The sequence below is a fragment of the Rhodanobacter sp. OK091 genome (genome assembly GCF_900142825.1).
Taxonomy (GTDB): Bacteria; Pseudomonadota; Gammaproteobacteria; order Xanthomonadales; family Rhodanobacteraceae; genus Rhodanobacter.
The window spans coordinates 712,802-735,943 of sequence record NZ_FRCH01000001.1; the positions used below are offsets into that span (position 1 = coordinate 712,802).

Sequence of the window (23,142 nt, forward strand, 5' to 3'; positions counted from 1 at the left end):
TGCAATTACTGCAGCAGCTTGAGCACAGCCTGCGTGGATGAGTTGGCCTGTGCCAGCACCGAGACACCGGCCTGTTGCAAGATGTTCGCGCTGGACATGTTCGCGGTTTCCGCGGCGAAGTCGGCATCCTGGATCTGGCTGCGAGACGCGCTCAGGTTCTGCGAAATGGTCTGCAGGTTGGCGATGGTGGAGCTGAAGCGGTTCTGCACCGCGCCGAGGTTGCTGCGCATGCCGCTGACCGTGGCCAGCGCCGCGTCGATGCGGTTGATCGTGGCGTTGGCGCCACTCACGGTCAGCACGTTCGCCGAAGCCAGGGTCTTGGTGGTGTCGAGCGCGATATTGGCCGAGAAGCCGATGTCGGCCGACTGCGAACCGGAGAACGTGATGGCGGAAGCGGCACTCAGCGTGAGCGTGCCATGAGTATTCGTGACCATGCCTGCGGCGAGGCCACCCGTAGCGCCGCCGCCCAGGGTCTGGGTGACGTTGATATCACGGCCGTCGACGGTCGACAGCGTCATGTTACCGCCCGCATCCACGGCGGCTGTCACACCCGTCTGGGTGGAGTAGGCGTTGATCTGCGCAACCACCTTGTCACCCGTCAACGCGCCGCCCGAGGTATCGGTACCCGCAGCGTAGATGTCCTGGCCGTTGATGTTCAACGCGTAAGTGTTGCCGGCGGCACCGCCGGTGCTGGTGAATGCGCCGCTGACCGAGCTGCTGGCCGTGGCGGTCAGACCGGAGACATTGGACGCGTTGATCGCCGCAGCTTTCGCGTAAGCACTACCGGCGCCCTGGCCGGCCGAGGGACCCGCCACCGAAGCGGCGATGTTGGTGACCGCACCGGTGCCGACCTGGACTTTCAGGTTGTTGGCGACCAGGGCGTTGGTGGTTACGGCAGTGCCGGTTCCGGTGGCCAGCGAACCCATCTGGTCGGCACGCGCACCCTGGCTGAGGTTCACCGAAATCGTTTCACCGACGTTGGCACCGACCTGGAACGCGGCGTTGCCGAAGCTGCCATCGAGCACATGACGGCCGTTGAAGCTGGTCTGGGTGGAAATACGGGTGATTTCCGCCAGACGCTGCTGCACTTCGGCATCGAGCGCGGCGCGATCGCTGTCGGAGTTGGTCGCATTCGCGGACTGCACCGCCAGCGTACGAATACGCTGCATGTTGTTGGTCACCTCGTTCAGCGCCGACTCGGTGGTCTGCGCCAGCGAGATGCCGTCGTTGGCATTGCTGACCGCCTGGTTCAGGCCATTGATCTGGGTGGTGAAGCGGGTCGAGATGGCGAGGCCGGCGGCATCGTCCTTCGCGCTGTTGATGCGCATACCGGACGACAGACGCTCGATGGCGGTTGCCAGTTTGCTCTGCGACTTGGCCAGATTGTTCTGGGCATTCAGCGAGCTGATGTTGGTGTTGACACTCATGACCATGGGAATTCTCCGAATCGGGGTGGTGTGCCGACAACGGTCGGCTCAGACAATCCGGCGGGGATTCACCATTGAATGCATCCGCCTTGTGAACTGTTTCGACCCCCACCACCGAAACTTGAGCCTTGTCAACGCAAATAATCGAACAATTTTGAACCCTGGATCTTGGTGAATGTCTGCTGCGCGGCCTGCAGTGCCGTGGTCTGCGCACCAAGCTGGCTGATCGCGTCGTAGTAGTTCACGTCCTGCACGTCCGACAGCGCGCTCTTGTATTGCAGGGTCAGATCGTCGTTGAGTCCGCTCTGCTGATCGAGCGCGTTCATACGCGCACCCACCATGCCGCGTGTGCGCGTGATGTTGCCGATCGCCTGATCGAGATTCGCGAACTGCGTGTTGATATTGTTCTGCATCGCCGCGCCGCCGCCGTTGGGCGCGCGCAGCGTGTTGATGATGTTGTCCAGTGTGGTGAACACATCCTGCTTGGTGGATGCTCCCAGCGCGAACTTGTCGCCCACCGCGGGCGTGCCGCTGAAGGCCACCTGGGCGCCGCGAAAAGTGATACTGCCGCCATTGCTCGCGTTGTAGCTGCCGCTGTCCAGCACCGCGCCGCCGCTATCGCGCACTTCGTATGCGTTGGCTGCGGTGAACACGATGGCGTAGCTGCCGCCATCCCACGCCGACGGGCTGGCATTGGGGTTGCTGACAGTGCTGGCGCCAGCCACGGCCGTGCCCGTATTCGCCGGGTCGGCGCTGATCGCGAAGGTGCCGTTTCCGGTGGGAATGTCGACGAACACGGCACTGCCCGGATCGCCGGTGGCCACCTGCAGGCCGGAGCCGGCCGCGACCATGCGTTGGCCGGCGTCGCCCACGTAGCTCACGCCGTTCTGCGAAGCGAACGGTTCGGTGCCGGTACGGTTGCCGGCAAAAATGTAGTCGCCCTGGCCGTCCTTGCTATTGGCCTGACCGAGCAATTGCTGGCGCAGCTGCACCATCTCTGCGGCGACGTCGCCGCGGGTCTCATCGGTCTGGCTGCCGTTGGCGGCTTGCAGCAGCAAGGTGCGCACGCGACCCAGCACGTCGCTGGTGTTGGACAGGCTCTGGTCTTCCAGGCCCAGCCGCGCGTTGGCGGAGGTGATGTTGCGCTGGTATTGCGCGGTGTCGGAGGTGAGATGCGAGAGGTCCAACGCGCGCGCCGCGCCGACCGGATCGTCGGACGGCTGGTTGATGCGCTTGCCGGTGCTCAGCTGTGTGTTGAGATCGGACAGGTCGCTCTGCCGATCCATCATGCTGCCGACGGATTGCTGCTGTGCCCAACTGGTGGAAACGCGCATGTGTTATCCCCGCACGGCGCTGAGCAGCGCGCCGAATATGCTGTTGGCCGTGCTGATGACCTGGGCCGAAGCCTGGTAGGCCTGCTGGTAACGCAACAGGTTGGCAGCCTCTTCGTCCAGATTTACGCCGGACACGCTTTGCTGCGAACTCATCGCCTGGCTGTACACCGCGGTCTGTGTGGTCAGATCGTCCTTGGCCAGCGAGCCGGCGCTGCCGACCTGGCTGACCAACTGGCTGTAGGCGCGGCCGGTGCTGGTGACGCCGCCGTCGAGCACGCCCAGATTCGCGACCTTGCCCAGCATCAGTGCATTGCTGTTGTCGCCTTGCGCATTGCTGTTGGCCTGCAGGCTGAAACTGTCGCCGGCCTGCGGCGCACCGCTGAGCTGCATGCTCCAGCCGTTGTGCACGATCGGCTGGCCGGGTGTGTAGGTTTGCGCCGCGCCACCATCGATGCTGTAGCTGGTGGGTGAGCTGAACACGATGGAGCTGGCGTTGAACAGATTGGCATTGCTGCCGTCGCTGATGCTGACGCTGGGTGATGCCGTACCGGTGTTGGCCGCGGCAGCGGTGACCGCGAACGGCGCGGCTGCGGCGATCTTGTCCGGGTCGGTGATCGCGACCGAAAAGCTGTCCGCGGCGTTGCGGCTGGGCTGCACGCGAAAGCTGTCGTCGGCGCTGGCGCTGCCGCCGACCACCAGGCTCAGGCCGGCAGCCTTGAAGGGGTCGGCGCTGGTGCCGGTACCGCTGAGCGGCACAGTGCTGCCATTGGTGTCGCGCATGCTCCAGTTGCTGCCGTCGTAGCTCAGCACGTAGTCCTTGCCGGTCAACGCACCGATGTCGCTGATGCTGGCATCCACGGTGCCGCTGCCGGTATTGATGGCGGCGCCCTGCACGGTAGGGCCGGCGACGTTGAAGAACGTGCCGCCGACATTGCCTTGCAAGTCCACGCCCTGCGCATGTTGTGCATTGAACGCGCTCGCCATCGCCTGCGCGGTGCGGCCCAGTTGGGCCTGTGCGGGGTCGAGCACGTTGCCGCGAAAATCCAGCAACGCGCCCAGCGTGCCGCCGCCGATGCGGCCGCTGAGCACATTGCCCGAGGCCGCGCCCACCACTTCCTGGCGGGTGGCGTCGTAGACATTCGGCGCAGTAGCCAGTGCGTGCGCTTCGGTACCGGTGACCAGTGCCTGGCCGTTGCCGACGAAGACGCTGATGGTGTTGTCGTTTTGCGGCACCACGCTCACGCCGACTTCGCCCGCCAGTTTTTTCACCAGCGCATCGCGCTGGTCGAGCAGGTCGGCCGGCGGCGTGCCGTCGGTCGCCGACGAGGAGCGGATCAATCCATTCAATTTGGCGATGGACTGGCTGTCGCTGTTGATCGAGTCGACGGCGTCGCCGATCTGCTGCTGCACCTGGCCGGACAGCGCGCTGAACTGGCCCGACAGCGCCCGAAACGTCGTGGCCAATCCGTTCGCGCGGGCCAGCAGCACCTGACGTGAGGCGGCATCCGACGGCGCATTGGCCATGTCCTGCACGGCGCCGTAGAAACTGTCCAGCGAGGTTTGCAGGTTGGTGCTGCCGGACAACTGATTGTTGATCTGGCCGGTGAGGCTGACCATGGTGGTGGCGCGCCCCTGCCCGGAACTGGCCGACCACAGCGAGCTGTTCAGGAACTGGCTGTAGGCCCGCTGCACTGCCACCGTGTTGACGCCGGTGCCGACGTAATAGCCGGACTGTCCCTCCGGCAGCCTGGCGCCGAACGACACCACCTGACGGCTGTAGCCGTCGGTGTTCACGTTGGCCACGTTGTGGCTGACCGTACTGAGCCCGATCTGCGAGGCAAGCAGCCCGGACACGCCGGTCGAAAGCATGTCAGCCATGGAACATCCTCAACACCTGGGGCACCGCCGGGATCGCACGGTACGTGGAAACGGTAACGGCCGCCGCAGCGCTCTCTTGAGCGAACCGTCCGGCAATGTGTCGGGGACGCCGATTCGAAGGGGCGAAGCCGCGGGTGGGAGATGGCGCCGGCGCGTTCATGGGACGCTGCCGTCCGCTTGCAGGCCGGCCAGCGCTTCGCGCATCTGCGCGCTGTTGGCGATCGCGGTGATCTTGGCGACGTACGACGGATCGGTCGCGTAGCCGCCGCGCACCAGCGCCCGCGCAAAGCCGGCGACGTTTTCGCCCTGGCCCAGTGCCTGCGCGTAGCGCGGGTTGTCGGTCAACAGGCGTGCGTAATCGGAGAATGATTCGGAGGGCGAGTCGTAGGCGCGGAACTGATCGCGCTTGCGTACCGCCACGCCATTTTCATATTCCAGCGTGGGTACGCTGACCTTGTCACCGGCCCAGCCGCCGCCGGCCTTGATGCCGAACAGATTGTTGCTGCTGTTGCCGTTGCCATGGCTGGGCAGATGTTTGCCCCAGCCGGTTTCCAGGGCCGCCTGCGCCAGCAGCGCACGCACCGACACGCCAAGCTGCTTCGCCGCCTCGGCCGCATGCGGTGCCAGCGCGCGAACGAAGTTCACCGGGTCGCCGCCCGGCAGCAGCTTCGCCGCCGTGCCGGCCACATCAAGCGCGCCTTGCGCCAGGCGACCCAGCGTATCGCGCCATGCCGAACCGGCGTCAGCCGTCGACGGCATGGCGGCGATGCCGATGCTGCCTGCCGCATCGGAAGTGCCTTCGCCGCCGGTCGAGTCGCCGCTAGCGCCCAGCTGCAGCAGGGCGCGCACGTTGGCGTTGAGTACGCCAGCGGTGGATCCCGGCAAGGCATGCGCGGCGCCGGCATCGGTAGCTGCGTCCGGCTTGCCGCCGAGCTGGTGCACCAGCATCTTCGCGATGCCCAGGCCGTTGTGGCCGTTCGCCAGGGTCAGCGACAGTTGTTGATCGAACATGTCGCGATAGGAATTGACCTGCTCGCTACCGGCGAGGTCGCTGCCCACGCTGGCGTTCGCATCGCGCATCGACTTCAACATCATCTGGGTGAAGATCGCCTCGAACTGCTTGGCCACCGCCGGCAGCGCACCCTTGCCGCCATCGCTGCGCGCCTGCGCACGCAACTGCTGGAAACCGGACAGTTCGGTCCAGGTATCGAGTGCGGGCGAGGTGCTGTTGATGGGCGTCATGTTTACGTCACCGGATCAGATCACGACCAGATCTGCATGAAGCGCGCCAGCCTGCTTCAGCGCCTGCAGAATCGAGATCAGATCACTCGGTGTCGCGCCGACCTGGTTCACGGCGCGGACGATGGCGTCCAGGCTCACGCCGGGGCCGAACTTGAACATGTGCCCGCCGTCCTCGCTGACCTGCACGCTGCTGCTCGGCACGATCGCGGTCTGCCCCTGGCTGAACGGTGCCGGCTGACTGACTTGCGCCTGCTCGCCGATGGTGACCTGGATGGCGCCATGCGCCACCGCGGCCGCGCTGACGCGCACATCCGAGCCGATCACCACGGTGCCGGTGCGCGAGTTCACCACGATCCGGGCCGGCGCATCGCCCGGCTGCACATCGAGATTCTGGATCGCGCCCAGCCACTCTACTTTCTGCGCGGGATCCTGCGGCCCGCGTACCGAAACCGAACCGCCATCGAGCGGCTGCGCGGTGCCCGCACCGTAAACCCGGTTGATCGCCGTGGCGATCCGCGCTGCGGTGATGAAATCGGCGGTATTGAGATTCAGCATGAGATCGCCGCCGCCGGCGAATGACGATGCCACGGTGCGCTCCACCGAGGCGCCATTGGGGATGCGCCCGCTGGCGGAAATATTGACCTGCACGCTGGAGCCGCTCTTGCCCTGCGCGCTGACGCCACCGACCACCACGCTGCCTTGCGCCACCGCGTACACATTGCCATCGGCGCCACGCAGCGGCGCCATCAGCAACTGGCCGCCACGGATGCTCTTGGCGTTGCCGATCGAGGCGACGGTAACGTCGATCACCTGGCCGGGCTTGGCGAATGGCGGCAGCTCGGCCGTTACCATCACGGCCGCGGCATTCTTCAGCTGTGGCCGTGCGCTGGCCGGCACCGTGATGCCGAACTGCTGCAGCATGTTCTCCAGGCTCTGTGTGGTGAACGGTGCCTGCGTGGTCTGGTCGCCGGAGCCATCCAGGCCCACTACCAGTCCGTAGCCGATCAACTGGTTGCTGCGTACGCCGGCCACCTGCACCAGGTCGCGAATCTTGTCCGCGCGCGCCGATGTGGGCACCAGCAGCAGCGCGAGCGAGCACAAGACCGCGATGGAACCGAATGCATGCCAGCGCCGCACCGCGGCGCGGATCTGTGCGCCGCGGCTCTGTGCCAATGAGCGCGGATCGAGTGGATCCACCCTCGTCGTGACACTGGTCAGCGTGTTCACGCGGATCGGTGCCGGTTCGCGGGCCGGGTCTGGCTCGATCGCAGCAGGCTGACGCGCCTGCCTGCTGTGCTGCGTCTTCATCAGAACGGCATCCACTTGGAATTGAAGAAGCGCGACAGCCAGCCGCGCGTGTTCGCGTCAGCCAGGGTGCCGCGACCGGTGTAGCTGATGCGCGCGTCTGCCACGCGGGTGGATGGCACGACGTTGTCCTGGCCGATGTCCTGCGGGCGCACGATGCCTGAGATGCGCACCAGCTCCTGGCCCTGGTTGATGGTCAGCCATTTTTCGCCGCGTACCAGCAGGTTGCCGTTGGTCAGGCGCTGCGCCACGGTGACGGTGATCTGGCCGGTGAGCTGGTTGCTCTGGCTGCTGGAGCCGGCGCCATCGAAACTGCGCTCGCCATCCAGCCCGATGTCGGCCACCTTGCCGCCGATCGACAGGTTCTGACCGAGAATCGTCGGCGAGGCGATCTTGGCCTTGTCGGTCTTGCTGGTGCTGGTAGTGGCCTTCTTGCTGGCCTGCGTGCTTTCCACCAGCGCCACGGTGAGGATGTCGCCCACTCTGTGGGCGCGAGGATCGGAAAACAGCTCCATGTTCTGCGAGTCGTGATAGATCGAGCCGTCGGCCTGCGTGGGTGCCACCTGCTGCACAGGTGGCGGCGTCGGCGCCCACTCGGCATCGTCGTGTGCACGCGGCACGCCGGCGCAGCCGGCCAGCACGGTGAGCGCACACAGCATCAGGGGGAAACGGCGATTCAGCATCATCACGGCGTATCTCAGGTCTTGTTGGTGAGGAACTGCAGCATCGTGTCGGCGGCAGTCACCGCCTTGGAGTTCATCTCGTAGGTGCGCTGGGTTTCGATCATGTCGACCATCTGCTCGACCACATTGACGTTGGAGCTTTCCAGCTGCCCCTGCGACAGCGTGCCCAGACCATTCAGGCCCGGCTGACCGATCTGCGGCGAACCGCTGGAGGCGGTCTCGAGGTAAAGGTTGTTGCCGTTGGGCTGCAGGCCGGCGGGGTTGATGAAATCGGCCAACTGCACCGTGCCGATCTGCTGTGTCGCCGCCTGCCCCGGCAGGCTCACGCTGACCGTACCGTCGCTGCCGATGGTGATGCTCTGCGCGTTGGCCGGAACGCTCACGGCCGGGTCCACCGCGTAACCATTGGCGGTGACGATCTGGCCGTTCTGATCCAGATGCAGCGAGCCGTCGCGCGTGTAGGCGATGGTGCCGTCGGGCATCGTCACCTGCAGAAAGCCGCGGCCCTGCACGGCCACGTCCAGCGAGTTGCCGGTCTGTTCGGGGTTGCCCTGGGTAAACAGCTTCTCGCTGCCCACCACGCGCACGCCGGTGCCCAGCATCAGGCCCGATGGCGACTGGGTCTGTTCGGTGGTCTGGCCACCGGGCTGGCGCAGGTTCTGGTAGACCAGATCCTGGAACGCCGCCCGCGCGCTCTTGTAGCCGGTGGTGTTGGCATTGGCCAGATTGTTCGAAATCACGTCCATGCGCATTTGCTGCGCATCGAGGCCGGTCTTGGCTACCCACAGGGATGAAAACATGTCGATGGACTCCGCTTTTACGTATGTACGTTTGGACGTCTGGATGTCTTTATGAAATATCGTGCTTGACTGGCTTGTCAGGGCCGGGCCAGTCAGGTCATCTGCAGCAGCCGCGAGGCTGACTGCGCGTTCTCGTCGGCGCTGTGGATGGAGCGGATCTGCAATTCGTATTGGCGCGACAGCTGGATCATCTGCACCAAGGTCTGGGAGGGATTGACGTTGCTGGACTCCAGCACGCCGGATTTCAGCGTGACCGCCGGATCGGCATCCGCGGTGCCGCCGTTGCTCAGGTGCATCAGCCCGTCGCTGCCCAGCGAAAGCTGGTCGACGCCAGGGTTGACCAGCTTGATGCGGCCGACTGCGGCGATGGTCGCGGGGGCCTGCCCCATCGGCACGACTGACACGGTACCGTCGGCTCCGATATTCATCTGGCTGCTCTGCGGCACGCTGATCGGGCCGCCGTCGCCCAGCACCAGGTTGCCGCGGGAATCGGTGAGCAGGCCGTCCGACGTGAGCCGCAATTCACCGGCGCGGGTGTATCCCTCGCTGCCGTCGGCGCCCTGCACCGCGATCCAGCCTGCGCCCTGCACCGCCACATCCATTTCGCGCCCGGTCTCGACCTGGCCACCCTCGCGCATGTCCACGCCCAGGCCTTGCGCCACGCCGTTGATGCGCGTGGGCATGCCCGTACCCTGCACCGGCAGCGGCTGGAACGCCGACAGCTGCGCCTTGAAGCCGACGGTGTCGGCATTGGCCAGGTTGTGCGCCACTTCCGACTGCTCGCGCATCATCTGCGTGGCACCGGTCATGGCTACATAGAGCGAATGGTCCATGGGAATACCTCAATAGCGAGGATCCCGGCATGCCGGGATCACGCGTTGCGTCAGTTGCGGATGTTGATGATGGTCTGGGTCAGCTGGTTGTCGGTCGAAATCACCTGCGCATTCGCCTGGTAGTTGCGCTGCGCCTTGATCATGTTGACCAGCTGCGCGGTGAGGTCGGCCGTGTTGGATGCCTCCAGCGCGCCGGCCTGCACACTGCCGAACGTGCCGTTGCCGGCAGCACCCATGATCGGCGTGCCCGAGTCGTAGGATGCGGCCCAGTTGGTGTTGTCCAGCTGGCGCAGGCCTTGCTCGTTGGAAAATTGCGCCATCGCCAGCTGACCCAGCGAGGTGGTCTGGCCATTCGAATACTTGGCCTGCACTACACCTTCGCGCGACACATCGATGCTGGCCAGGACACCGGTCGGATAGCCATCCGGATTGATCGCCGTGGCTGCGTAGGTATTGCCGAACTGGGTCGCCTTGCTCATGTCCAAGGTGAGCTGCATGGGGTTGGCGCCGGGGCTGACCGAGACGGCGGGAAATGCCAGCTTGCCGTTCGCCGGTGCGATCAGTGCGCCGCTGCTGTTGAAGGTGAGCTGCTGTGCCGCACCGGTCGAGCTGCCGTCGATGTACAAGTGCGCGTCCCACACATTGGCGGCCGCATCCTTGACGAAATACACCGTGCCGCTGTGGGTGGCGCCCAGCGAGTCGTAGGCAGTGAACGGCGTCGACTGGTTGTAGCTGGTCGGGTCGTTGACCGGATCGAACGCCGTGGCCGGTGCTACCGCATCGGAAGGCAGGTTCAGCGACATCTGCACATTGCCGGTGGCCTTCGCCGCGTTTTGCGAGGTGACCAGCTGCAGGTCGTTCAGCGTGCTGTTGTCGAACGTGCCGTTGGAAAGGGCCGGAAACACCTGCAGGCGCTGGCCGTTGGCATTCGTCACGAACCCGTTCTGATCCTTCTGGAATGCACCGGCGCGGGTATAGGAGTAACCCTTGCCGTCATGCAAGGTGAAAAAGCCCTCGCCGCTGATGGCGAAATCCAGGCTGTTGTTGGTGGTCTCCACGCTGCCGGCGGTGAACTGCTGGGCCACATTGGTCAGGCGCACGCCACTGCCGATCTGGGTGGCGCTGAGGTTGGGGCCGGCGGCGTTGAACAGCTCGGCGAACTGCGCACGCGAGCCCTTGAAACCGGTGGTGCCGGTGTTGGCGATGTTGTTGGCGGTGACCTCGAGATCCGAGGAAGCCGCGTTGAGACCGCTCAATGCAATGTTGAAAGGCATCCGAGTAATTCCTCTGTATTGAAGCCCCGCAGGGCTATCAGTTGATCTGCGCGACCTGGCTGAGCAGGACGCCACCAAAACCATTCACATCCAGGTAGGCGCCGTCGCTGCCGGTCATGCCCACGCCGGTGACCTTGCCGCTGACGTAGGTCGCCACGGCGGTGTTGCCGGCCTGTGCCTTGAGGCCATAGCTGCCTGGCGGCAGTGCCGTGCCGCCCTCGTCCTTGCCATCCCAGTGGAACGTCGCCAGGCCTGCCCCGGGCGTACCCAGGTTGAGCGTGCGCAGCACGTTCCCGCTGGCGTCGGTGACCTGTACCAGTACCGTGCCGCCGCCATCGGGCACATTCACCGCACCGTCCAGCCCGGTGGCCTGCAGCTGGCCTGCCGCCGACGGCACGGTCACGCTGCGCCCGACCATGCTGCTTGCCTGCAACATCTGATTGCCCTGCAGCGACTGGCTGAGGGTGTCGAACGACGTCTGCAGCGACTGCGTGGCCGAGACCTGGCTGATCTGCGCGAGCTGGCTGACCATCTGCGATGAATCCATCGGCTTGGTCGGATCCTGGTTGCGCATCTGCTGCACCAGCAGGCTCAGGAAATCCGCCTGGTTCATGGTTTTATCCTTGCTCGCGCTGGTCGCCGCTGCCGCTGTGTTCGAAGCGGGACCACCCACTGCCATGTCGCTCATGCTGCGTTCCTCATTTGTGCGGGCCTCACTTGCCGAGATCCAGCGTCTTCTGCATCAGCTGGCGCGTCGAATTCATCACCTCGACGTTGTTCTGATACGAGCGCGAAGCCGAAATCATGTTGACCAGTTCATCGACCGGATTGACGTTGCTGCTGTAGACGTAGCCGTCCGCGTCAGCCAGCGGGTTGCCCGGTTCGTAGCGGCTGGGGATGGCGGCCCGGCTCTCGGTGACGCCGAGCACCTGCACGCCTTCGCCCACGGCATTGCTGCCGCCGTCTTGTTGATTCTTCACGGCGGCAAACAGCGGCTCGTGCGCGCGGTAGGCGCCCTCGGGGGTACTGGCCACGCTGTCGGCGTTGGCGAGATTGCTGGCCACCGTATTCAGCCGCAGCGACTGCGCGGCCATGCCGGAACCGGCCACGTTGAAAATCGAGAAAAGAGACATCAGCTCTGTCCTCCAGTGATCGCCGTGCGCAACATGCGGATCTGCGCGGTGATGAAGGAGAGGCTGGCCTGGTAATGCACGCCGTTGGCGGCGAAGGCGGCCTGTTCGGTCTGCTCGTCGACGGTGTTGCCGTCCATGCTCGGCTGGGTCGGCACGCGATAGGCCAGTCCATCCGCGGCCTGGCCAGCGATACCGACCTGGCCGGGCGTGCTTGCCTGCAACGGCAGGTTGTTGTCCTGGCCGCCGCTAGCGGCGGCCAGCACCTTGCGAAAATCCACGTCGCGAGCCAGATAGCCCGGGGTGTCGGCGTTGGCCAGGTTGTTGGCCAGCACTTCGGTGCGGCGTTGCCACAAGTCCAGAGCCCGGGTGTGGATGCCGAATAGGTTGTCAGGGGTCAGGGTCATCGCTTCGCTCCGCATGCAGTTGCCGCACGGAGCTGGAGGCAAATTGCATGCCACCCTGGAAAAACCCTTGCTATGGCTAGGCTGGCGCGGTAATGCGCGATGCCCTCACCGCGTCGCGGCGATCGAAAGACGGTTTGTTGACGCCCGCCGCGTTGGGCGCCGGAGAATCAATCCGCCGACGCCGGAATCGGAGCTGGCACCGGCTCCGGCAGCAACTCCAGCACCGCCTGCGCCAGCAGGTCCGGCTGGAACTTGGCGACGAAGCAATCGGCCTTGACCTCCTTCACCATCGCCTCGTTGAACATGCCGCTGAGCGAGCTGTGCAGCAGGATCTTGAGCTGGCGCAAGCTCGGCGTCTCGCGGATGGCACGGGTGAGCGCATAGCCATCCAGCCGCGGCATCTCGATGTCGGACACCACCAGCTTGACCCCTTCGGCAGGATCGGCTGTCGCCATCTCGATCAACCGATCGAGCGCCTCGCGGCCGTCCTTCGCCACCACGCACTCGATATTCATCTGTTTGAACAGGCTGACCAGGCGGCGACGGGCGATGACCGAATCGTCCACCACCATCACCCGGCGAGGTGCCAGCGAGCGAGCGCCGGCAACCCGCTGCATGTGCGCCGACAGCTTGGCCGGCGTGCTGTCGAGGCTGGCCAGCACGTGCTCCACGTCGACCACCGCCAGCAGGGCGCCATCGACCCGCGTCACCGCGTTGACCCGCGCGCCGAAGCCCAGCGCGCTGGATGGCGCCACCAGCGCCTCGCCTTCGCACTGCACCATCCGCTGCAGGTCCGCCACCAGAAAACCCTGCAGCGAACGGCTGAACTCGGTCACCATCAGATGGGCCGAATCCACGTCGCGCAACGGCGCATAACCAAGCGCGGCCGCCAGATCGATCACCGGAATGGTCTGTCCGCGATAGTCGCAACTGCCGGCCAGCAATTCGTGCACGCCCGGCATCCGCTCCAGCGGCGGACGCCGCAGAACCTCGCGCACCTTGAATACATTGATGCCGAACAATTGCTCGTCGCCGAGCCGGAACAACAGCATCGCCACCCGGTTGTGGCCGGCCAACCGTGTGTGCCGTTCCACCTTTTCCAGCAATGTGCCGCCCATGCGGACTCCTGAGGATGCGTGCCGTCGCAGCGACTGTCTGCGGAACTATCGGCCGCGGGGCCGCGGGCTTTAGGGCGCCCCGATGCCGCGACGCTGGCATGCGACTTGCTTCCTCAAGTTTTGGAAGGTTTTGACGATGCAGCAGTTGCGCCCCCGCACTCCACAGAGATGATGCCCGCCCCATGAGCTTGATCTGGAATCAGCATATCGTCGCCCTGGTCGAGGCCGCCATCAGCGGCAACGACGCACAGGTCGCCGTATTGCGACGCAGGTATCCGCGTGCAGCGCTGGCACTGGCCCCCTTGCTTGCCCGCGTCGCCAGCCGGCCGCCGTCCTCGGTGGCGCTGCAGACTGTGGAACAGCAGAGCCTGGTGCTGGGCGCGGTACAGCAGTTGTCGCGCGAACAGACCGCACTGGACAAGGCCGCCGGCGACAGCCGGGGCAGTGTCGATCGTTTGACGGATGGCAGCGCCGGTATCTCGACGGCCTTGCACGAAGTCGGCGCCGATCTGAAGCAGGCCAGCCAGGCCGGACTGGCCGGCGCCGGCACCGTCAGCGAACTCGATGGCCAGCTGCGGCTGCTGCGCAGCACGCTGTCGGCGATGAACCGCAAGCAGAGCAAGCTGGCCGAACAGGTCGCCCAGATCCGCAAGCTCACCGGAACGGTGCAGGAGATCGCCCACCAGACCAATCTGGTGGCGCTGAACGCGGCGATCGAAGCGGCGCGCGCCGGAGAGGCAGGCCGCGGCTTCGCGGTGGTCGCCGATGAGGTCAAGCAGCTGGCCGAGAAGACCGCGCTCACCACGACTGAAATAGAAACTGTCACCGGCTCGATCGGCGACTTCTCGCTGCAGCTCGACGGCGACGTACAACATGGACTGCAGCAACTCGAACGCGCGCAGGCCGGCGTGGGCCAGTCCGGCGCCACCCTGGGCGAAGGCAGCGATGCGCTGCGCACTGCCAGCGAACGCATCGACAAATTGCAGCAGACCCACGACATCCAGCACGCCCGCGCCACCGCAGCGCAGGCCGCGCTGGGCGCGCTGCAGCGACGCGGCGTCGAGGCGCGCCGCCAGGCCGAATCGCTCCATCGCGCCGCATTGCTGGCGCACAGGCTGGGCTTGGACTGGCTGGAAGGCGTCAGCGGCAACGATCCGGCCAGTCTCAGCCTCACCGTACGGGAGGGCGCGCTGAATCTGCGCAAGGCGATGGAACTGGCGCTGCTGGAACCCGGCGCGCTGGATCGGCGCTGGTTCGATACACATACGATCAGCCGCAGCATCGGTCGACTGGCCGCCCTGCATCAGAACGGGCGTGACGTCAGCGGCCTCACCGACGCCGGTGCGCAGCTGAGCGAACGCGGCAGCCGCTTCGTCACCTTGCTGTGCGACGGCCAGCTCGATCAGGCCGTCGCGCTCTCGCAGCAGCTCGAGACCGGCCGCGAAGCCCTGCTCGGGCAGCTCGGCGCCTTGCTGGCGGACGCGTGAGAGCCTGGCGATCGCCCATCGCCGGCCTGGGCATCGCCGCGCTTTGGCTTGGCGGTGCGACCGCGGGCGCGAGCGCCATCCAGTCGCTGGACAGCGTGCGGGCTACGGCCGAGCAGGCCGTGCGCCAGCAATACGCCCTGCCCGGCAGCCGCATCGAAGTCACTGCCGGCTCGCTCGACTTGCGCCTGCAGCTGGCCGAGTGCCGGCTGCCCCTGCGTGCCGTGGTCGCCCGTGATGCCCAGCTCGCATCGCGCATCACCGTGCCGGTGCAGTGTCCGCAGGAAGGCGGCTGGACCGTCCGCGTACCGCTGCAGGTGCAGCTGTTCCGCCAGACACTGGTGACCAGCCGGCTACTGCTGCGCGGCGACGGCGTCAGCGCGGCGGACGTGCATGTCGAGGAACGCGACGTCACCCGGCTGGGCTATGGCTACATCGAAAACATGGAACAGGTCGCGGGCCGGTCGCTGGCCCGCGCTGTGGCCAGCGGCAGCGTGCTCAGTCCCGGCATGCTGGGCGGCCGGCGCATGGTGCGCGCGGGCGATCACGTTGAAATGGTGGCCCGGCTGGATGGCATCGAGGTACGTGCCGACGGTGTGGCGCTGGGCAGCGGCGACAACGGTGCCCGTCTGCGAGTGCGCAACGAGAGCTCGGGCAAGGTGGTCGACGCGATGGTCAGCGCGCCTGGCGTGGTGTTGGCGTTGCCATGAACCCGGCGAATCGAGGCCGGCTGCATTAGTCTTTCCGTTTTGCCCCTAAAGTTTCTGCGTAACCGGCCGATTTTACAGTTACAGGGCCACACCCCAGCGAGAAGGGACCCATGAATACGACCATTTCCAACAACGGCTTGCCGAAGTTTCCACAGGCCACCAGCAACACGGGCACTGGCTCGGCAGCGACAGCGGCCGCTGCAACGGGCTCTACCACCGCCGCGTCGACGTCCGACGATCAGCTCAAGCTGACTGATTCGGCGCTGGCCCTGCAGGAGGCCGCGCGTCCAGGAGACACGGCCTCGATCGACCCGCAGCGGGTGGAACAGGTGCGCAAGGCGCTGGCCGACGGCAGCTACAAGATCGATGCCGGGCGCATCGCCGATCGCATGCTCGTGCTCGAGGCGCAACTCGGCGGTGCGGGCAAGCCATGAATATCCAGCTGCAGCACGAACTGAATGACGCGCTCACGGCCGTTCTGGGCGACATGCAACAAGCTGTCGACCAACTCGTGCGAGTGCTCGAAGCCGAGCGTGCTGCACTGGATACCGCCAACAATGAGGCGCTCGATCACGCTGGCGCGCGCAAGCAGGCGCTCATGCAGCGACTGGAACAGCTCGATGCCGAACGTCAGCTGTTGTCACGTGAACAACCTGCCCTGGCCGATGCACTGGAGCCGGTCTGGGCCCGGATCGTCCAGTCGTTGCGCCACAGCCACCTGCTCAACCAGCGCAACGGCAGCGCAGTCAACCAGCGCCTGAGCCAAGTGCGCCAGGCACTGGCCGTGCTGACCGGGCATGCCGGCGAAAGCGAACTGTACGGCCGCTCCGGCGAGCTGCATGCCAGCTTGCGTTCGCAAGTGCTGGCGGCGGCATGACATCGATGGAACAAGACGGCACCCCCGCCTGCCCGAGCAGACGGTCCTCTCACTGACTGCGAGGCAGCCTCCGGCATGCTCTTGCGTTAATCGCGATGACTGATCATGAGCAATATCAACGCCTCCCCCGCTGCCTCCCCTGCCGCTTCACCCGCTGTCTCCCCCAAAGCCGGTACACAAGGCAACCCTGGAGCGCTCATGTCGATATCGATCCCGCTGCCGGTATTGCGCGTGCCGATGCTCGACCGCGAACGACAGCTGTTTGCCTACGAGATCGTCTTTCATCGCGAACCCGGTGACGAGCAGCACTTGCTGGAGAGCGTGCTCTCGACCATCACCGATGGCGCATTGACCCGGCTGGTACGCGGCAACCGCGCGTTCCTGAACATGCCCGCCGAATTGCTGCCGGAAGACTCCGACGTATTGCTTCATCAGCCGCGGCTTGGCGTGGTGCTGCAGCCAGGCGTGGCCACCGACCCGGCGTTGATGAAACGCCTGCAGCAGATGGCGCAGCGCGGCTGCCAGTTCATGCTGGACGCCAACGATGTCGACCTGGAAAGCAGCCTGCCGCTGCAGACCCTGCTGCAGATGGTGCAGATGGTGCGGCTGGACGCCGGCCGCATGACCATGGAAACCATGAAGGAGCGCGCCGAATACCTGCACACGCGTGGCATCAGGGTAGTCGCCGGCCAGGTCAATGATCATCAAACCTACGAGCGCTGTCTCGAACTGCCGCTGCAGGCGATCCAGGGACGCTACCTTCTGATCCCACAGCCGGTGGCCGTACCCGTGCTTACCGCCAACCGGCTGAGCATGCTGCGACTGATGCGCGTGCTGCAGGAAAGCAACCCCGGCCCGGTCGAGCTGGGCAACATCATCCGTGACGATGCGGTGCTCAGCTACAAGCTGCTCAGCTGCGTCAACTCGGCCTATTTCGCCTTGCCACGGCAACTGAAATCGGTACAGCAGGCAGCGATCTTCTTTGGCGTCACGCGCATGCGCAACTGGATCGACACGATGGCGATGTGCAGCATGGATGATCGCCCGCCCGAGCTGCTGCGCGCCGCGCTGATCCGCGCGCACATGTGCGAGAAACTGGCCAGCGGCATGCCCAATGGCCATTCGGAAATGGCGTTCACCGTGGGCTTGTTCTCGCTGCTGGACACCTTGATGTGCGCGCCGATGGAGTTCCTGCTGACCCATCTGCGCCTGGTGCCGGAAATCAGCGAGGCCTTGACCCGTCGCGGCGGTCCGTTCGGCCCGTTGCTGGAACAGATCATCGCCTGGGAAGTGGGCGAGCTCACCAGCGAACATGTGCTACCCCAGCGTATCCGCCGGATGGCCGGCATCTACCTGGAAGCCACGCAGTGGGCGGATCAGGTCTATACCACGGCAAACGAAAAGCAGACGAACTGATCCGCCGCTCAGCGGCGGCGCAGCCGCCAGACGATGAGCCCGATGCCGATCAGGGCGACCGCGAGCCAGCCGTACATGGCGGGCGAGTCGGCCCCGATCCACATCACGCAAGCCACGATTCCCACCGCAAGTCCGCCCAACCCCAGCGCCAGCAGGACATCGCGCTGGCGGCGCTGCGCGCAGAGCAACAGAAACGCACCCAGCGCAGCCAGCAGCACGGCGAATATCTGCCGGATCAGTACCAGCTCCGGCGGCACCGGCAGATCCGGAAACATGTCGAGCAGCGGCACGTCGCCGAGCTGCACGTCATAACCCTTCCCGTCGGCGGCGTCGGCGGCGGCAAGTATCCGGTCGCCATCGAGGCGCCCAACGATGGTCAGTTGCTGCAGCGGCACTTCATCCCAGCTCACCCGCACATCGCCCAGCCGCGGATCATCCGGATGGGCACTGGTCACCAGATGATTCTGGTAGAGAGTGAAACTCGCGGCGAGATTTTCCGGCAGCGATTTCATATCCGGCGTGACCGGCTGCGAACCCGGCAATGCGTGCAACAGCACCGGATCCAGCTTGAACCCGCCCATTTGCACCAGGCTGGCGTCGAACTGTTTGCCGCTGATCGGGAAGCTGGCCGGGTTGGCGTGTCCCGCCGGCTCCTTGAAGTGACTGGCATCGAGCGGCCGATCGACCCAGTCCATTTCGTAGTGCACTCCATTGCCGATGCGCACTTCGCGCCACTGGAACATCTCCACGTGACGCAGCAGCACGGGCGTGTTCGCGCGCAGGTTGAACTCCGGATCGCGCGGCGCCTCCACTACAGTCGGCGTGCCGACCAGCCGCACCATGTGACCGTGCTGGCCGGCCTGCGGCCGCATGTCGCTGTCCAGGTTGATCACCTCGCCGCCATGCCGGCTGGCCGCCGCCCGATAATTGAGCAGGCCGCGTGCCGTCGTCGCCATCAGTCCGACCCCGGCCAGCACCAGCAAGGCGCCGACCATGTTCAGGACCAGCGCACGCATCGAGGTGTCCTTGCGAAAGTCCATCAAGCCGCTCCACCGAAAGCGGGCGGCGGCGCGCCACGCAGCGTGCGCTGCTCGCCGGCGGTACCGAAGCGGCCACGTTCGTCGCGGGTCACCCGTGCCAGCGCGCAATCGTGATCGTGCGTGAAGAACAGCCGCACGTCACGCGCCAGCTTGTCTTCCAGAAACACGCGTTTCTCGTCGATGAGCTTCTCCGGCCAGCGGTCGTAACCCATGGTGATCGGCAGATGCACCCAGAACCGGCCGGGTATGAGGTCGGCACAGAACACCACGCCGCCGACTTCGGCCAGCATCAGGCCCGGCGTATGGCCATCCGAAAAACTGAAGCGTACCGCCTTGCCCAGCGTTTGCGAATACTCGCCCTCGACCAGCTCCAGCCGCCCGCTTGCCTGCAGCAGCGGCTGCAGTTCGGGCACGAACGAGGCGCGATCGCGCGGATGCGGCTGCAAGGCACGACGCCAATGTTCGGCGCCGACCACGAAGCGCGCGTTGGGAAACAGCAGCCGCAGCGGCTGATCCTTTTCCCATGCCGCCAGCAGGCCGCCGGCATGATCGAAATGCAGGTGCGACAGCACCACCACATCGATGTCCGCATCGCCCAGGCCAACCTCGGCCAGCGAATCCAGCAGCACGTGCCGCGACTCGACCACACCATAACGCTCGCGCAGCGCCGGCTCGAAGAACGCGCCGATGCCGGTCTCGAACAACACGTTGCGCCCGTCCAGGTCCTTCACCAGCAAACAGCGGCAGGCCAGCGGAATCCGGTTCTCGGCATCCGGCTCGATCCAGCGCGACCACAGCGCCTTCGGCGCATTGCCGAACATGGCGCCGCCGTCGAGTTGCTGTGAGTTGCCTAGGGTGGAGAACAGTTCCATGGTTTGGCCTTGCCGGGGACCTCGAAAAAAATGTGATTTGGACCGTCGTCCCAGCAAAAGCTGGGATGACGAGCAATGGCCAGTTTTTCGAGGCCCCTTACTCTTACCGCACCTATTGCACCTTGCCCAGTCCCGATGGCCGGCGCGGATCGCTGGCCGCGTCGAGCTTGTTGGTCTTGCGATCCCAGGTCACTACGTTCATGAATCCCCACGATTCGCGCTGTTTCAGCGTGTAGCCCATCCTGGTCAGCGCATCGCTGGTGGCCGCATCGAACGTTCCATCCTCCACCATCACCTCGTCCGGCATGTACTGATGATGGAAGCGCTTGTGCGCGGCGATCTGCTGCGCGCTCTCGCCGTCGATGAAATGCAGGATGCCTTCGAGCACCTGGGTAATGATGGTCGAGCCGCCGGGCGAACCGATCACCGCGGTGCGGTCGGCACCTATCACGATGCTCGGCGACATCGACGACAACATGCGCTTGCCGGGCTCCGGCGCATTCGCCGTGCTGCCGAGCAGACCGTAGACATTCGGCTTGTTCGGCACCAGCGCGAAGTCGTCCATCTCGTCGTTGAGAAGCACGCCGGTGCCTTCGGCGACGAAGGTGGAGCCCATCGTGTAGTTCACCGTCGAGGTCACCGCCGCCATGTTGCCGTCGGCATCGATGATCGAGAAATGCGTGGTATGCATGCCTGGCTCGCTCGCCTCGGCGCGGGGCAGCATCGACGACGGCGTGGCCTTGTCCGGCAGGATGCCCTGGCGCAGGCCGTCGGCGTAGTACGGCGACAGCAGCATGTCCAGCGGCATCTTCACGAAATCCGGATCGCCCAGATAATCGTTGTGGTCGCGGAACGCACGGCGCATCGCCTCGACGATGGTGTGCACGCGCTGCACCTGATCCATCTTCGACAGATCGAAACCGGACAGGATATTGAGGATCTCGGCGATCGCCACGCCGCCGGAGGACGGCGGCGGTGCCGTGACGATGCGGTAGCCGCGATAGTTCAGAACGATGGGCGTGCGTTCCTTGGCCCGGTAGTTGGCCAGATCGGCCAGCGTCCAGTTGCCGCCGGCCGCACGTACCGCGGCGACCAGCTTCTGTGCCGTCTCACCGCTATAGAAGCCGTCGTCGCCGTGCGCGGCGATCAGCTCCCATGTGCGCGCCTGATCCGGATCGCGCCAGATCGCACCTTCCGCCGGCGGCTTGCCGTTCGGCAGGTATTTCGCCACCGAGGCCGGCCAGCGCTGCAGATCTTTCTGCACTCCTGCGATCGCGCCACGCAGGCGCGCATCCGGTTTGAAACCGTCGCGAGCAGTGCGGATCGCCGGCGCCAGCGACTGCTGCAGCGACAGGCGACCGTAGCGTTTGGCGAGCAGCACCAGACCAGCCGGCTCGCCCGGAATCCCGGCCGAGAGCGGACCCTTCAGTGCAGTATCGCGATTCGGGGTACCGTCAGGATTGAGGTAATCCTTGCGGTTGACCGCCGCAGGCGCGGCCTCGCGGGCGTCGATGAAGATGTCGTGGCCGTCCTTCGCCCGATGCAACACGGCCATGAAGCCGCCGCCGATACCGGAGCTCTCCGGCTCGACCACCGACAGGGTCGAGGCTACCGCTACCGCTGCATCGAATGCGTTGCCGCCCTTGGCCAACACTTCGAGACCGGCATTGGTGGCGATGAAATTCGCACTGGCGATCGCCGCATGGCCGGGGCGCGGCTGCAACGATGCGGAACGAGCTGCCGGCGCCGTTTTCGGCGCGCCATCGGCCGCGAATGCCGTACTGCCGACCAGCAGCAGGCTGAGCGACAACACCCGCCAGTTCAGGGAAAAGCTCATGCAGCGGACTCCTTGGCCATCAGGTGGCGGTATTTGAGCTGGAGTTGCTCGGGCGACTCGACATGTTCGGGATCACTGATGATGCATTCGACCGGGCACACCACCACGCACTGCGGTTCGTCATGATGACCGACGCACTCGGTACACAGCGCCGGGTCGATCACGTAAAACTCTTCGCCCAGCGAGATCGCCTTGTTCGGACAAGCCGGCTCACAGACGTCGCAATTGACGCAGGTATCGAGGATTTTCAGGGACATGGCAGTCGATACTACATGCTGGTGCGTGGCGGCCGGGGAGAGTGTGGCGGTGCGCTGGCGACTTCACAGCGGCTGCCCAACACCCTCACCCCCGCTCTGCGCGGGGGGCGAGGGTACAACTCCGCGCCGGCATGGCCGGCGCGGCAACCACATTTACATGATGACGAAGCGGACCGTGGCACCGGTCGGCTTCAACGCATCGGTGACGCGCTGTTCGTCAGCCTTGTCGCCGATGAACAGGATGATCACGTCCTTGAACGAACCGGGCTTGGCATCCTTGAACGCAGCCACGACCAGATCGGCGGTGGTGGCGGAACTCGGACCACCGAAAGCCAGCAGGTTGCCCGGCAAGACGCCGCGCGCCACGGTGTCCTGCACGCTCTGCAGCTGGCGGTCGTTCTGCGCCTTGGCATCGTCGGTGGTGCCGGCCGTCACCATGTACGCATAGGGCTGGTTGGCGCTCATGCCCTGCAGGTTCTTCTGCACGATCTGCCCGAGATAGGCATTCCACCCCTTGGAATCGTTGGGATCGGTCGGCTTGGGCGCCTGCTGCGCTTGCTGCTGACCGGCCTGCTGGTCATCTCCGTGCTTGCCGCAGGCGCTCAGAGCCAGGGTGGCGGTCAGTGCGATGGCAGCGATGAGAGCGAACTTACGCATGGTTATCACCTTCTGTTTCGGGTTGCTTGTTGGAGCCGGTCCGGCTCTTGTGCCAGCGCTGCCGCATGGCTTGTTGTACCGCCGGATGCACGAAACCGGAAATATCCCCGCCGAGGCGGCCGATCTCGCGCACCAGCGACGAGGAAATGAAACTGTATTGTTCCGCCGGCGTCAGAAACAGTGTTTCCGCCCGCGGAATCAGATGCCGGTTCATGCTGGCCAGTTGGAATTCGTATTCGAAATCGGACACCGCGCGCAGACCGCGAATGATCACGCCGGCACCGACATCCTCGATGAAGGTGGCCAGCAGGCAATCGAAACCGCGCACTTCCACGTTCGACAGGTCGGCCAGCGCCAGCCGCGCCAGGGTGATCCGCTCACCGATACTGAAGCCCGGCCCCTTGCTGGAGCTGTCGGCCACCGCCACGATGACGCGGTCGAACAGCGGCGCGGCACGCGCCACCAAGTCGGTGTGGCCGTTGGTGATCGGATCGAAGGTGCCCGGATAGACGGCCAGGCGCGGATTGCCAAGGAGCTTGTTCACGAGACGAAAGCGGCAGC

The 23,142-nt window shown here is 65.3% G+C and carries 24 protein-coding genes; 5 read left to right on the forward strand and 19 right to left on the reverse strand.

The genetic code is table 11. The features are described from left to right. Positions 1-5 precede the first annotated feature (5 nt). The 13 genes from BUA26_RS20810 to BUA26_RS03595 all read right to left on the reverse strand — a co-directional run bounded on the left by BUA26_RS20810 (position 6) and on the right by BUA26_RS03595 (position 13,431). Positions 6-1,433 (reverse strand): flagellin N-terminal helical domain-containing protein, encoded by a 1,428-nt coding sequence (locus BUA26_RS20810; protein WP_072757916.1) that lies wholly within the window; start codon positions 1,431-1,433, stop codon positions 6-8. 125 nt (positions 1,434-1,558) lie between these two features. Next, the gene (gene flgL / locus BUA26_RS03540) at positions 1,559-2,761 is read right to left on the reverse strand and encodes a flagellar hook-associated protein FlgL (protein ID WP_072757918.1); all 1,203 of its coding nucleotides are present in this window, start codon (positions 2,759-2,761) and stop codon (positions 1,559-1,561) included. A gap of 3 nt (positions 2,762-2,764) precedes the next feature. Beyond that, a complete protein-coding gene (gene flgK / locus BUA26_RS03545) occupies positions 2,765-4,639 on the reverse strand; it encodes a flagellar hook-associated protein FlgK (RefSeq protein WP_072757920.1) in 1,875 nt (624 codons plus the stop codon). Positions 4,640-4,795: 156 nt separating this feature from the next. Continuing rightward, positions 4,796-5,881: a flagellar assembly peptidoglycan hydrolase FlgJ gene (gene flgJ / locus BUA26_RS03550; RefSeq protein ID WP_072757922.1), complete on the reverse strand. Its 1,086-nt coding sequence runs from the start codon at positions 5,879-5,881 to the stop codon at positions 4,796-4,798. A gap of 15 nt (positions 5,882-5,896) precedes the next feature. Then, positions 5,897-7,189: a flagellar basal body P-ring protein FlgI gene (locus BUA26_RS03555; RefSeq protein ID WP_255368142.1), complete on the reverse strand. Its 1,293-nt coding sequence runs from the start codon at positions 7,187-7,189 to the stop codon at positions 5,897-5,899. Beyond that, entirely contained in the window at positions 7,189-7,869 is a 681-nt protein-coding gene (gene flgH / locus BUA26_RS03560) for a flagellar basal body L-ring protein FlgH (protein WP_072759995.1), read from the reverse strand. The genes BUA26_RS03555 and flgH overlap by 1 nt, the downstream gene beginning before the upstream one ends. Positions 7,870-7,883: 14 nt before the next feature. Beyond that, a complete protein-coding gene (flgG, locus tag BUA26_RS03565; protein ID WP_072757924.1) occupies positions 7,884-8,669 on the reverse strand; it encodes a flagellar basal-body rod protein FlgG in 786 nt (261 codons plus the stop codon). A 92-nt stretch (positions 8,670-8,761) separates the two neighbouring features. After that, entirely contained in the window at positions 8,762-9,502 is a 741-nt protein-coding gene (gene flgF, locus BUA26_RS03570) for a flagellar basal-body rod protein FlgF (RefSeq protein WP_072757926.1), read from the reverse strand. Positions 9,503-9,552: 50 nt separating this feature from the next. Beyond that, positions 9,553-10,776 carry a flagellar hook protein FlgE gene (gene flgE, locus BUA26_RS03575; RefSeq protein ID WP_072757927.1) on the reverse strand — a complete coding sequence of 408 codons (1,224 nt, stop codon included), beginning with the start codon at positions 10,774-10,776 and terminating at the stop codon, positions 9,553-9,555. Between the two features lie 37 nt (positions 10,777-10,813). Then, on the reverse strand, positions 10,814-11,464 hold the full coding sequence (locus tag BUA26_RS03580; protein WP_072757929.1) for a flagellar hook assembly protein FlgD: 651 nt from the start codon (positions 11,462-11,464) through the stop codon (positions 10,814-10,816). A gap of 25 nt (positions 11,465-11,489) precedes the next feature. Continuing rightward, positions 11,490-11,909 (reverse strand): flagellar basal body rod protein FlgC, encoded by a 420-nt coding sequence (flgC, locus tag BUA26_RS03585; RefSeq protein WP_072757931.1) that lies wholly within the window; start codon positions 11,907-11,909, stop codon positions 11,490-11,492. Next, on the reverse strand, positions 11,909-12,313 hold the full coding sequence (gene flgB, locus BUA26_RS03590) for a flagellar basal body rod protein FlgB (protein ID WP_072759997.1): 405 nt from the start codon (positions 12,311-12,313) through the stop codon (positions 11,909-11,911). The genes flgC and flgB overlap by 1 nt, the downstream gene beginning before the upstream one ends. A 167-nt stretch (positions 12,314-12,480) precedes the next feature. Next, positions 12,481-13,431, reverse strand: a complete 951-nt coding sequence (locus tag BUA26_RS03595) for a chemotaxis protein (protein ID WP_072757933.1) — start codon at positions 13,429-13,431, stop codon at positions 12,481-12,483. 182 nt (positions 13,432-13,613) lie between these two features. Between BUA26_RS03595 and BUA26_RS03600 the strand changes: the two genes are divergently transcribed. From BUA26_RS03600 to BUA26_RS03620, 5 genes are all read left to right on the forward strand, one after another. Then, positions 13,614-14,918 (forward strand): methyl-accepting chemotaxis protein, encoded by a 1,305-nt coding sequence (locus BUA26_RS03600; protein WP_072757936.1) that lies wholly within the window; start codon positions 13,614-13,616, stop codon positions 14,916-14,918. Further along, the gene (flgA, locus tag BUA26_RS03605; protein ID WP_083572856.1) at positions 14,915-15,625 is read left to right on the forward strand and encodes a flagellar basal body P-ring formation chaperone FlgA; all 711 of its coding nucleotides are present in this window, start codon (positions 14,915-14,917) and stop codon (positions 15,623-15,625) included. The genes BUA26_RS03600 and flgA overlap by 4 nt, the downstream gene beginning before the upstream one ends. Before the next feature lie 110 nt (positions 15,626-15,735). After that, positions 15,736-16,059 carry a flagellar biosynthesis anti-sigma factor FlgM gene (gene flgM / locus BUA26_RS03610; RefSeq protein ID WP_072757938.1) on the forward strand — a complete coding sequence of 108 codons (324 nt, stop codon included), beginning with the start codon at positions 15,736-15,738 and terminating at the stop codon, positions 16,057-16,059. After that, complete coding sequence (locus tag BUA26_RS03615; RefSeq protein WP_072757940.1) at positions 16,056-16,502, forward strand: flagella synthesis protein FlgN; 447 nt, start codon at positions 16,056-16,058, stop codon at positions 16,500-16,502. The genes flgM and BUA26_RS03615 overlap by 4 nt, the downstream gene beginning before the upstream one ends. Before the next feature lie 198 nt (positions 16,503-16,700). Continuing rightward, positions 16,701-17,918, forward strand: coding sequence for an EAL and HDOD domain-containing protein (locus BUA26_RS03620; protein WP_143154160.1), 1,218 nt, complete (start codon positions 16,701-16,703; stop codon positions 17,916-17,918). Positions 17,919-17,926: 8 nt separating this feature from the next. Here the strand turns inward: BUA26_RS03620 and BUA26_RS03625 are convergent, their stop codons facing one another. The 6 genes from BUA26_RS03625 to coaD form a co-directional block, all read right to left on the reverse strand. Then, entirely contained in the window at positions 17,927-18,958 is a 1,032-nt protein-coding gene (locus tag BUA26_RS03625) for a TMEM43 family protein (RefSeq protein ID WP_072757944.1), read from the reverse strand. After that, on the reverse strand, positions 18,958-19,830 hold the full coding sequence (locus BUA26_RS03630; RefSeq protein ID WP_072757946.1) for an MBL fold metallo-hydrolase: 873 nt from the start codon (positions 19,828-19,830) through the stop codon (positions 18,958-18,960). Before BUA26_RS03630 ends, BUA26_RS03625 begins: the two co-directional genes overlap by 1 nt. 112 nt (positions 19,831-19,942) lie before the next feature. Beyond that, on the reverse strand, positions 19,943-21,667 hold the full coding sequence (gene ggt, locus BUA26_RS03635) for a gamma-glutamyltransferase (RefSeq protein WP_072757948.1): 1,725 nt from the start codon (positions 21,665-21,667) through the stop codon (positions 19,943-19,945). Then, positions 21,664-21,924, reverse strand: coding sequence for a YfhL family 4Fe-4S dicluster ferredoxin (locus BUA26_RS03640; protein WP_072757950.1), 261 nt, complete (start codon positions 21,922-21,924; stop codon positions 21,664-21,666). Before BUA26_RS03640 ends, ggt begins: the two co-directional genes overlap by 4 nt. A 153-nt stretch (positions 21,925-22,077) precedes the next feature. Continuing rightward, positions 22,078-22,581, reverse strand: a complete 504-nt coding sequence (locus BUA26_RS03645; RefSeq protein WP_072757952.1) for a hypothetical protein — start codon at positions 22,579-22,581, stop codon at positions 22,078-22,080. After that, positions 22,574-23,125 (reverse strand): pantetheine-phosphate adenylyltransferase, encoded by a 552-nt coding sequence (coaD, locus tag BUA26_RS03650; protein ID WP_072757955.1) that lies wholly within the window; start codon positions 23,123-23,125, stop codon positions 22,574-22,576. The genes BUA26_RS03645 and coaD overlap by 8 nt, the downstream gene beginning before the upstream one ends. Between the last annotated feature and the right edge of the window lie 17 nt (positions 23,126-23,142).

What these genes read in the sequence shown, in the direction of transcription:
- BUA26_RS03630 (WP_072757946.1), bottom strand. Translation starts at nt 19,830, where the DNA reads ATGGAACTGTTCTCCACCCTAGGCAACTCACAGCAACTCGACGGCGGC.
- flgG (WP_072757924.1), bottom strand. Translation starts at nt 8,669, where the DNA reads ATGTTTTCATCCCTGTGGGTAGCCAAGACCGGCCTCGATGCGCAGCAA.
- flgK (WP_072757920.1), bottom strand. Translation starts at nt 4,639, where the DNA reads ATGGCTGACATGCTTTCGACCGGCGTGTCCGGGCTGCTTGCCTCGCAG.
- BUA26_RS03595 (WP_072757933.1), bottom strand. Translation starts at nt 13,431, where the DNA reads ATGGGCGGCACATTGCTGGAAAAGGTGGAACGGCACACACGGTTGGCC.
- flgJ (WP_072757922.1), bottom strand. Translation starts at nt 5,881, where the DNA reads ATGACGCCCATCAACAGCACCTCGCCCGCACTCGATACCTGGACCGAA.
- BUA26_RS03580 (WP_072757929.1), bottom strand. Translation starts at nt 11,464, where the DNA reads ATGAGCGACATGGCAGTGGGTGGTCCCGCTTCGAACACAGCGGCAGCG.
- BUA26_RS03555 (WP_255368142.1), bottom strand. Translation starts at nt 7,189, where the DNA reads ATGAAGACGCAGCACAGCAGGCAGGCGCGTCAGCCTGCTGCGATCGAG.
- flgB (WP_072759997.1), bottom strand. Translation starts at nt 12,313, where the DNA reads ATGACCCTGACCCCTGACAACCTATTCGGCATCCACACCCGGGCTCTG.
- flgE (WP_072757927.1), bottom strand. Translation starts at nt 10,776, where the DNA reads ATGCCTTTCAACATTGCATTGAGCGGTCTCAACGCGGCTTCCTCGGAT.
- flgC (WP_072757931.1), bottom strand. Translation starts at nt 11,909, where the DNA reads ATGTCTCTTTTCTCGATTTTCAACGTGGCCGGTTCCGGCATGGCCGCG.
- BUA26_RS03640 (WP_072757950.1), bottom strand. Translation starts at nt 21,924, where the DNA reads ATGTCCCTGAAAATCCTCGATACCTGCGTCAATTGCGACGTCTGTGAG.
- flgF (WP_072757926.1), bottom strand. Translation starts at nt 9,502, where the DNA reads ATGGACCATTCGCTCTATGTAGCCATGACCGGTGCCACGCAGATGATG.
- BUA26_RS03615 (WP_072757940.1), top strand. Translation starts at nt 16,056, where the DNA reads ATGAATATCCAGCTGCAGCACGAACTGAATGACGCGCTCACGGCCGTT.
- flgM (WP_072757938.1), top strand. Translation starts at nt 15,736, where the DNA reads ATGAATACGACCATTTCCAACAACGGCTTGCCGAAGTTTCCACAGGCC.
- ggt (WP_072757948.1), bottom strand. Translation starts at nt 21,667, where the DNA reads ATGAGCTTTTCCCTGAACTGGCGGGTGTTGTCGCTCAGCCTGCTGCTG.
- BUA26_RS03600 (WP_072757936.1), top strand. Translation starts at nt 13,614, where the DNA reads ATGAGCTTGATCTGGAATCAGCATATCGTCGCCCTGGTCGAGGCCGCC.
- flgH (WP_072759995.1), bottom strand. Translation starts at nt 7,869, where the DNA reads ATGCTGAATCGCCGTTTCCCCCTGATGCTGTGTGCGCTCACCGTGCTG.
- BUA26_RS03620 (WP_143154160.1), top strand. Translation starts at nt 16,701, where the DNA reads ATGTCGATATCGATCCCGCTGCCGGTATTGCGCGTGCCGATGCTCGAC.
- flgL (WP_072757918.1), bottom strand. Translation starts at nt 2,761, where the DNA reads ATGCGCGTTTCCACCAGTTGGGCACAGCAGCAATCCGTCGGCAGCATG.
- BUA26_RS20810 (WP_072757916.1), bottom strand. Translation starts at nt 1,433, where the DNA reads ATGGTCATGAGTGTCAACACCAACATCAGCTCGCTGAATGCCCAGAAC.
- BUA26_RS03645 (WP_072757952.1), bottom strand. Translation starts at nt 22,581, where the DNA reads ATGCGTAAGTTCGCTCTCATCGCTGCCATCGCACTGACCGCCACCCTG.
- BUA26_RS03625 (WP_072757944.1), bottom strand. Translation starts at nt 18,958, where the DNA reads ATGGACTTTCGCAAGGACACCTCGATGCGTGCGCTGGTCCTGAACATG.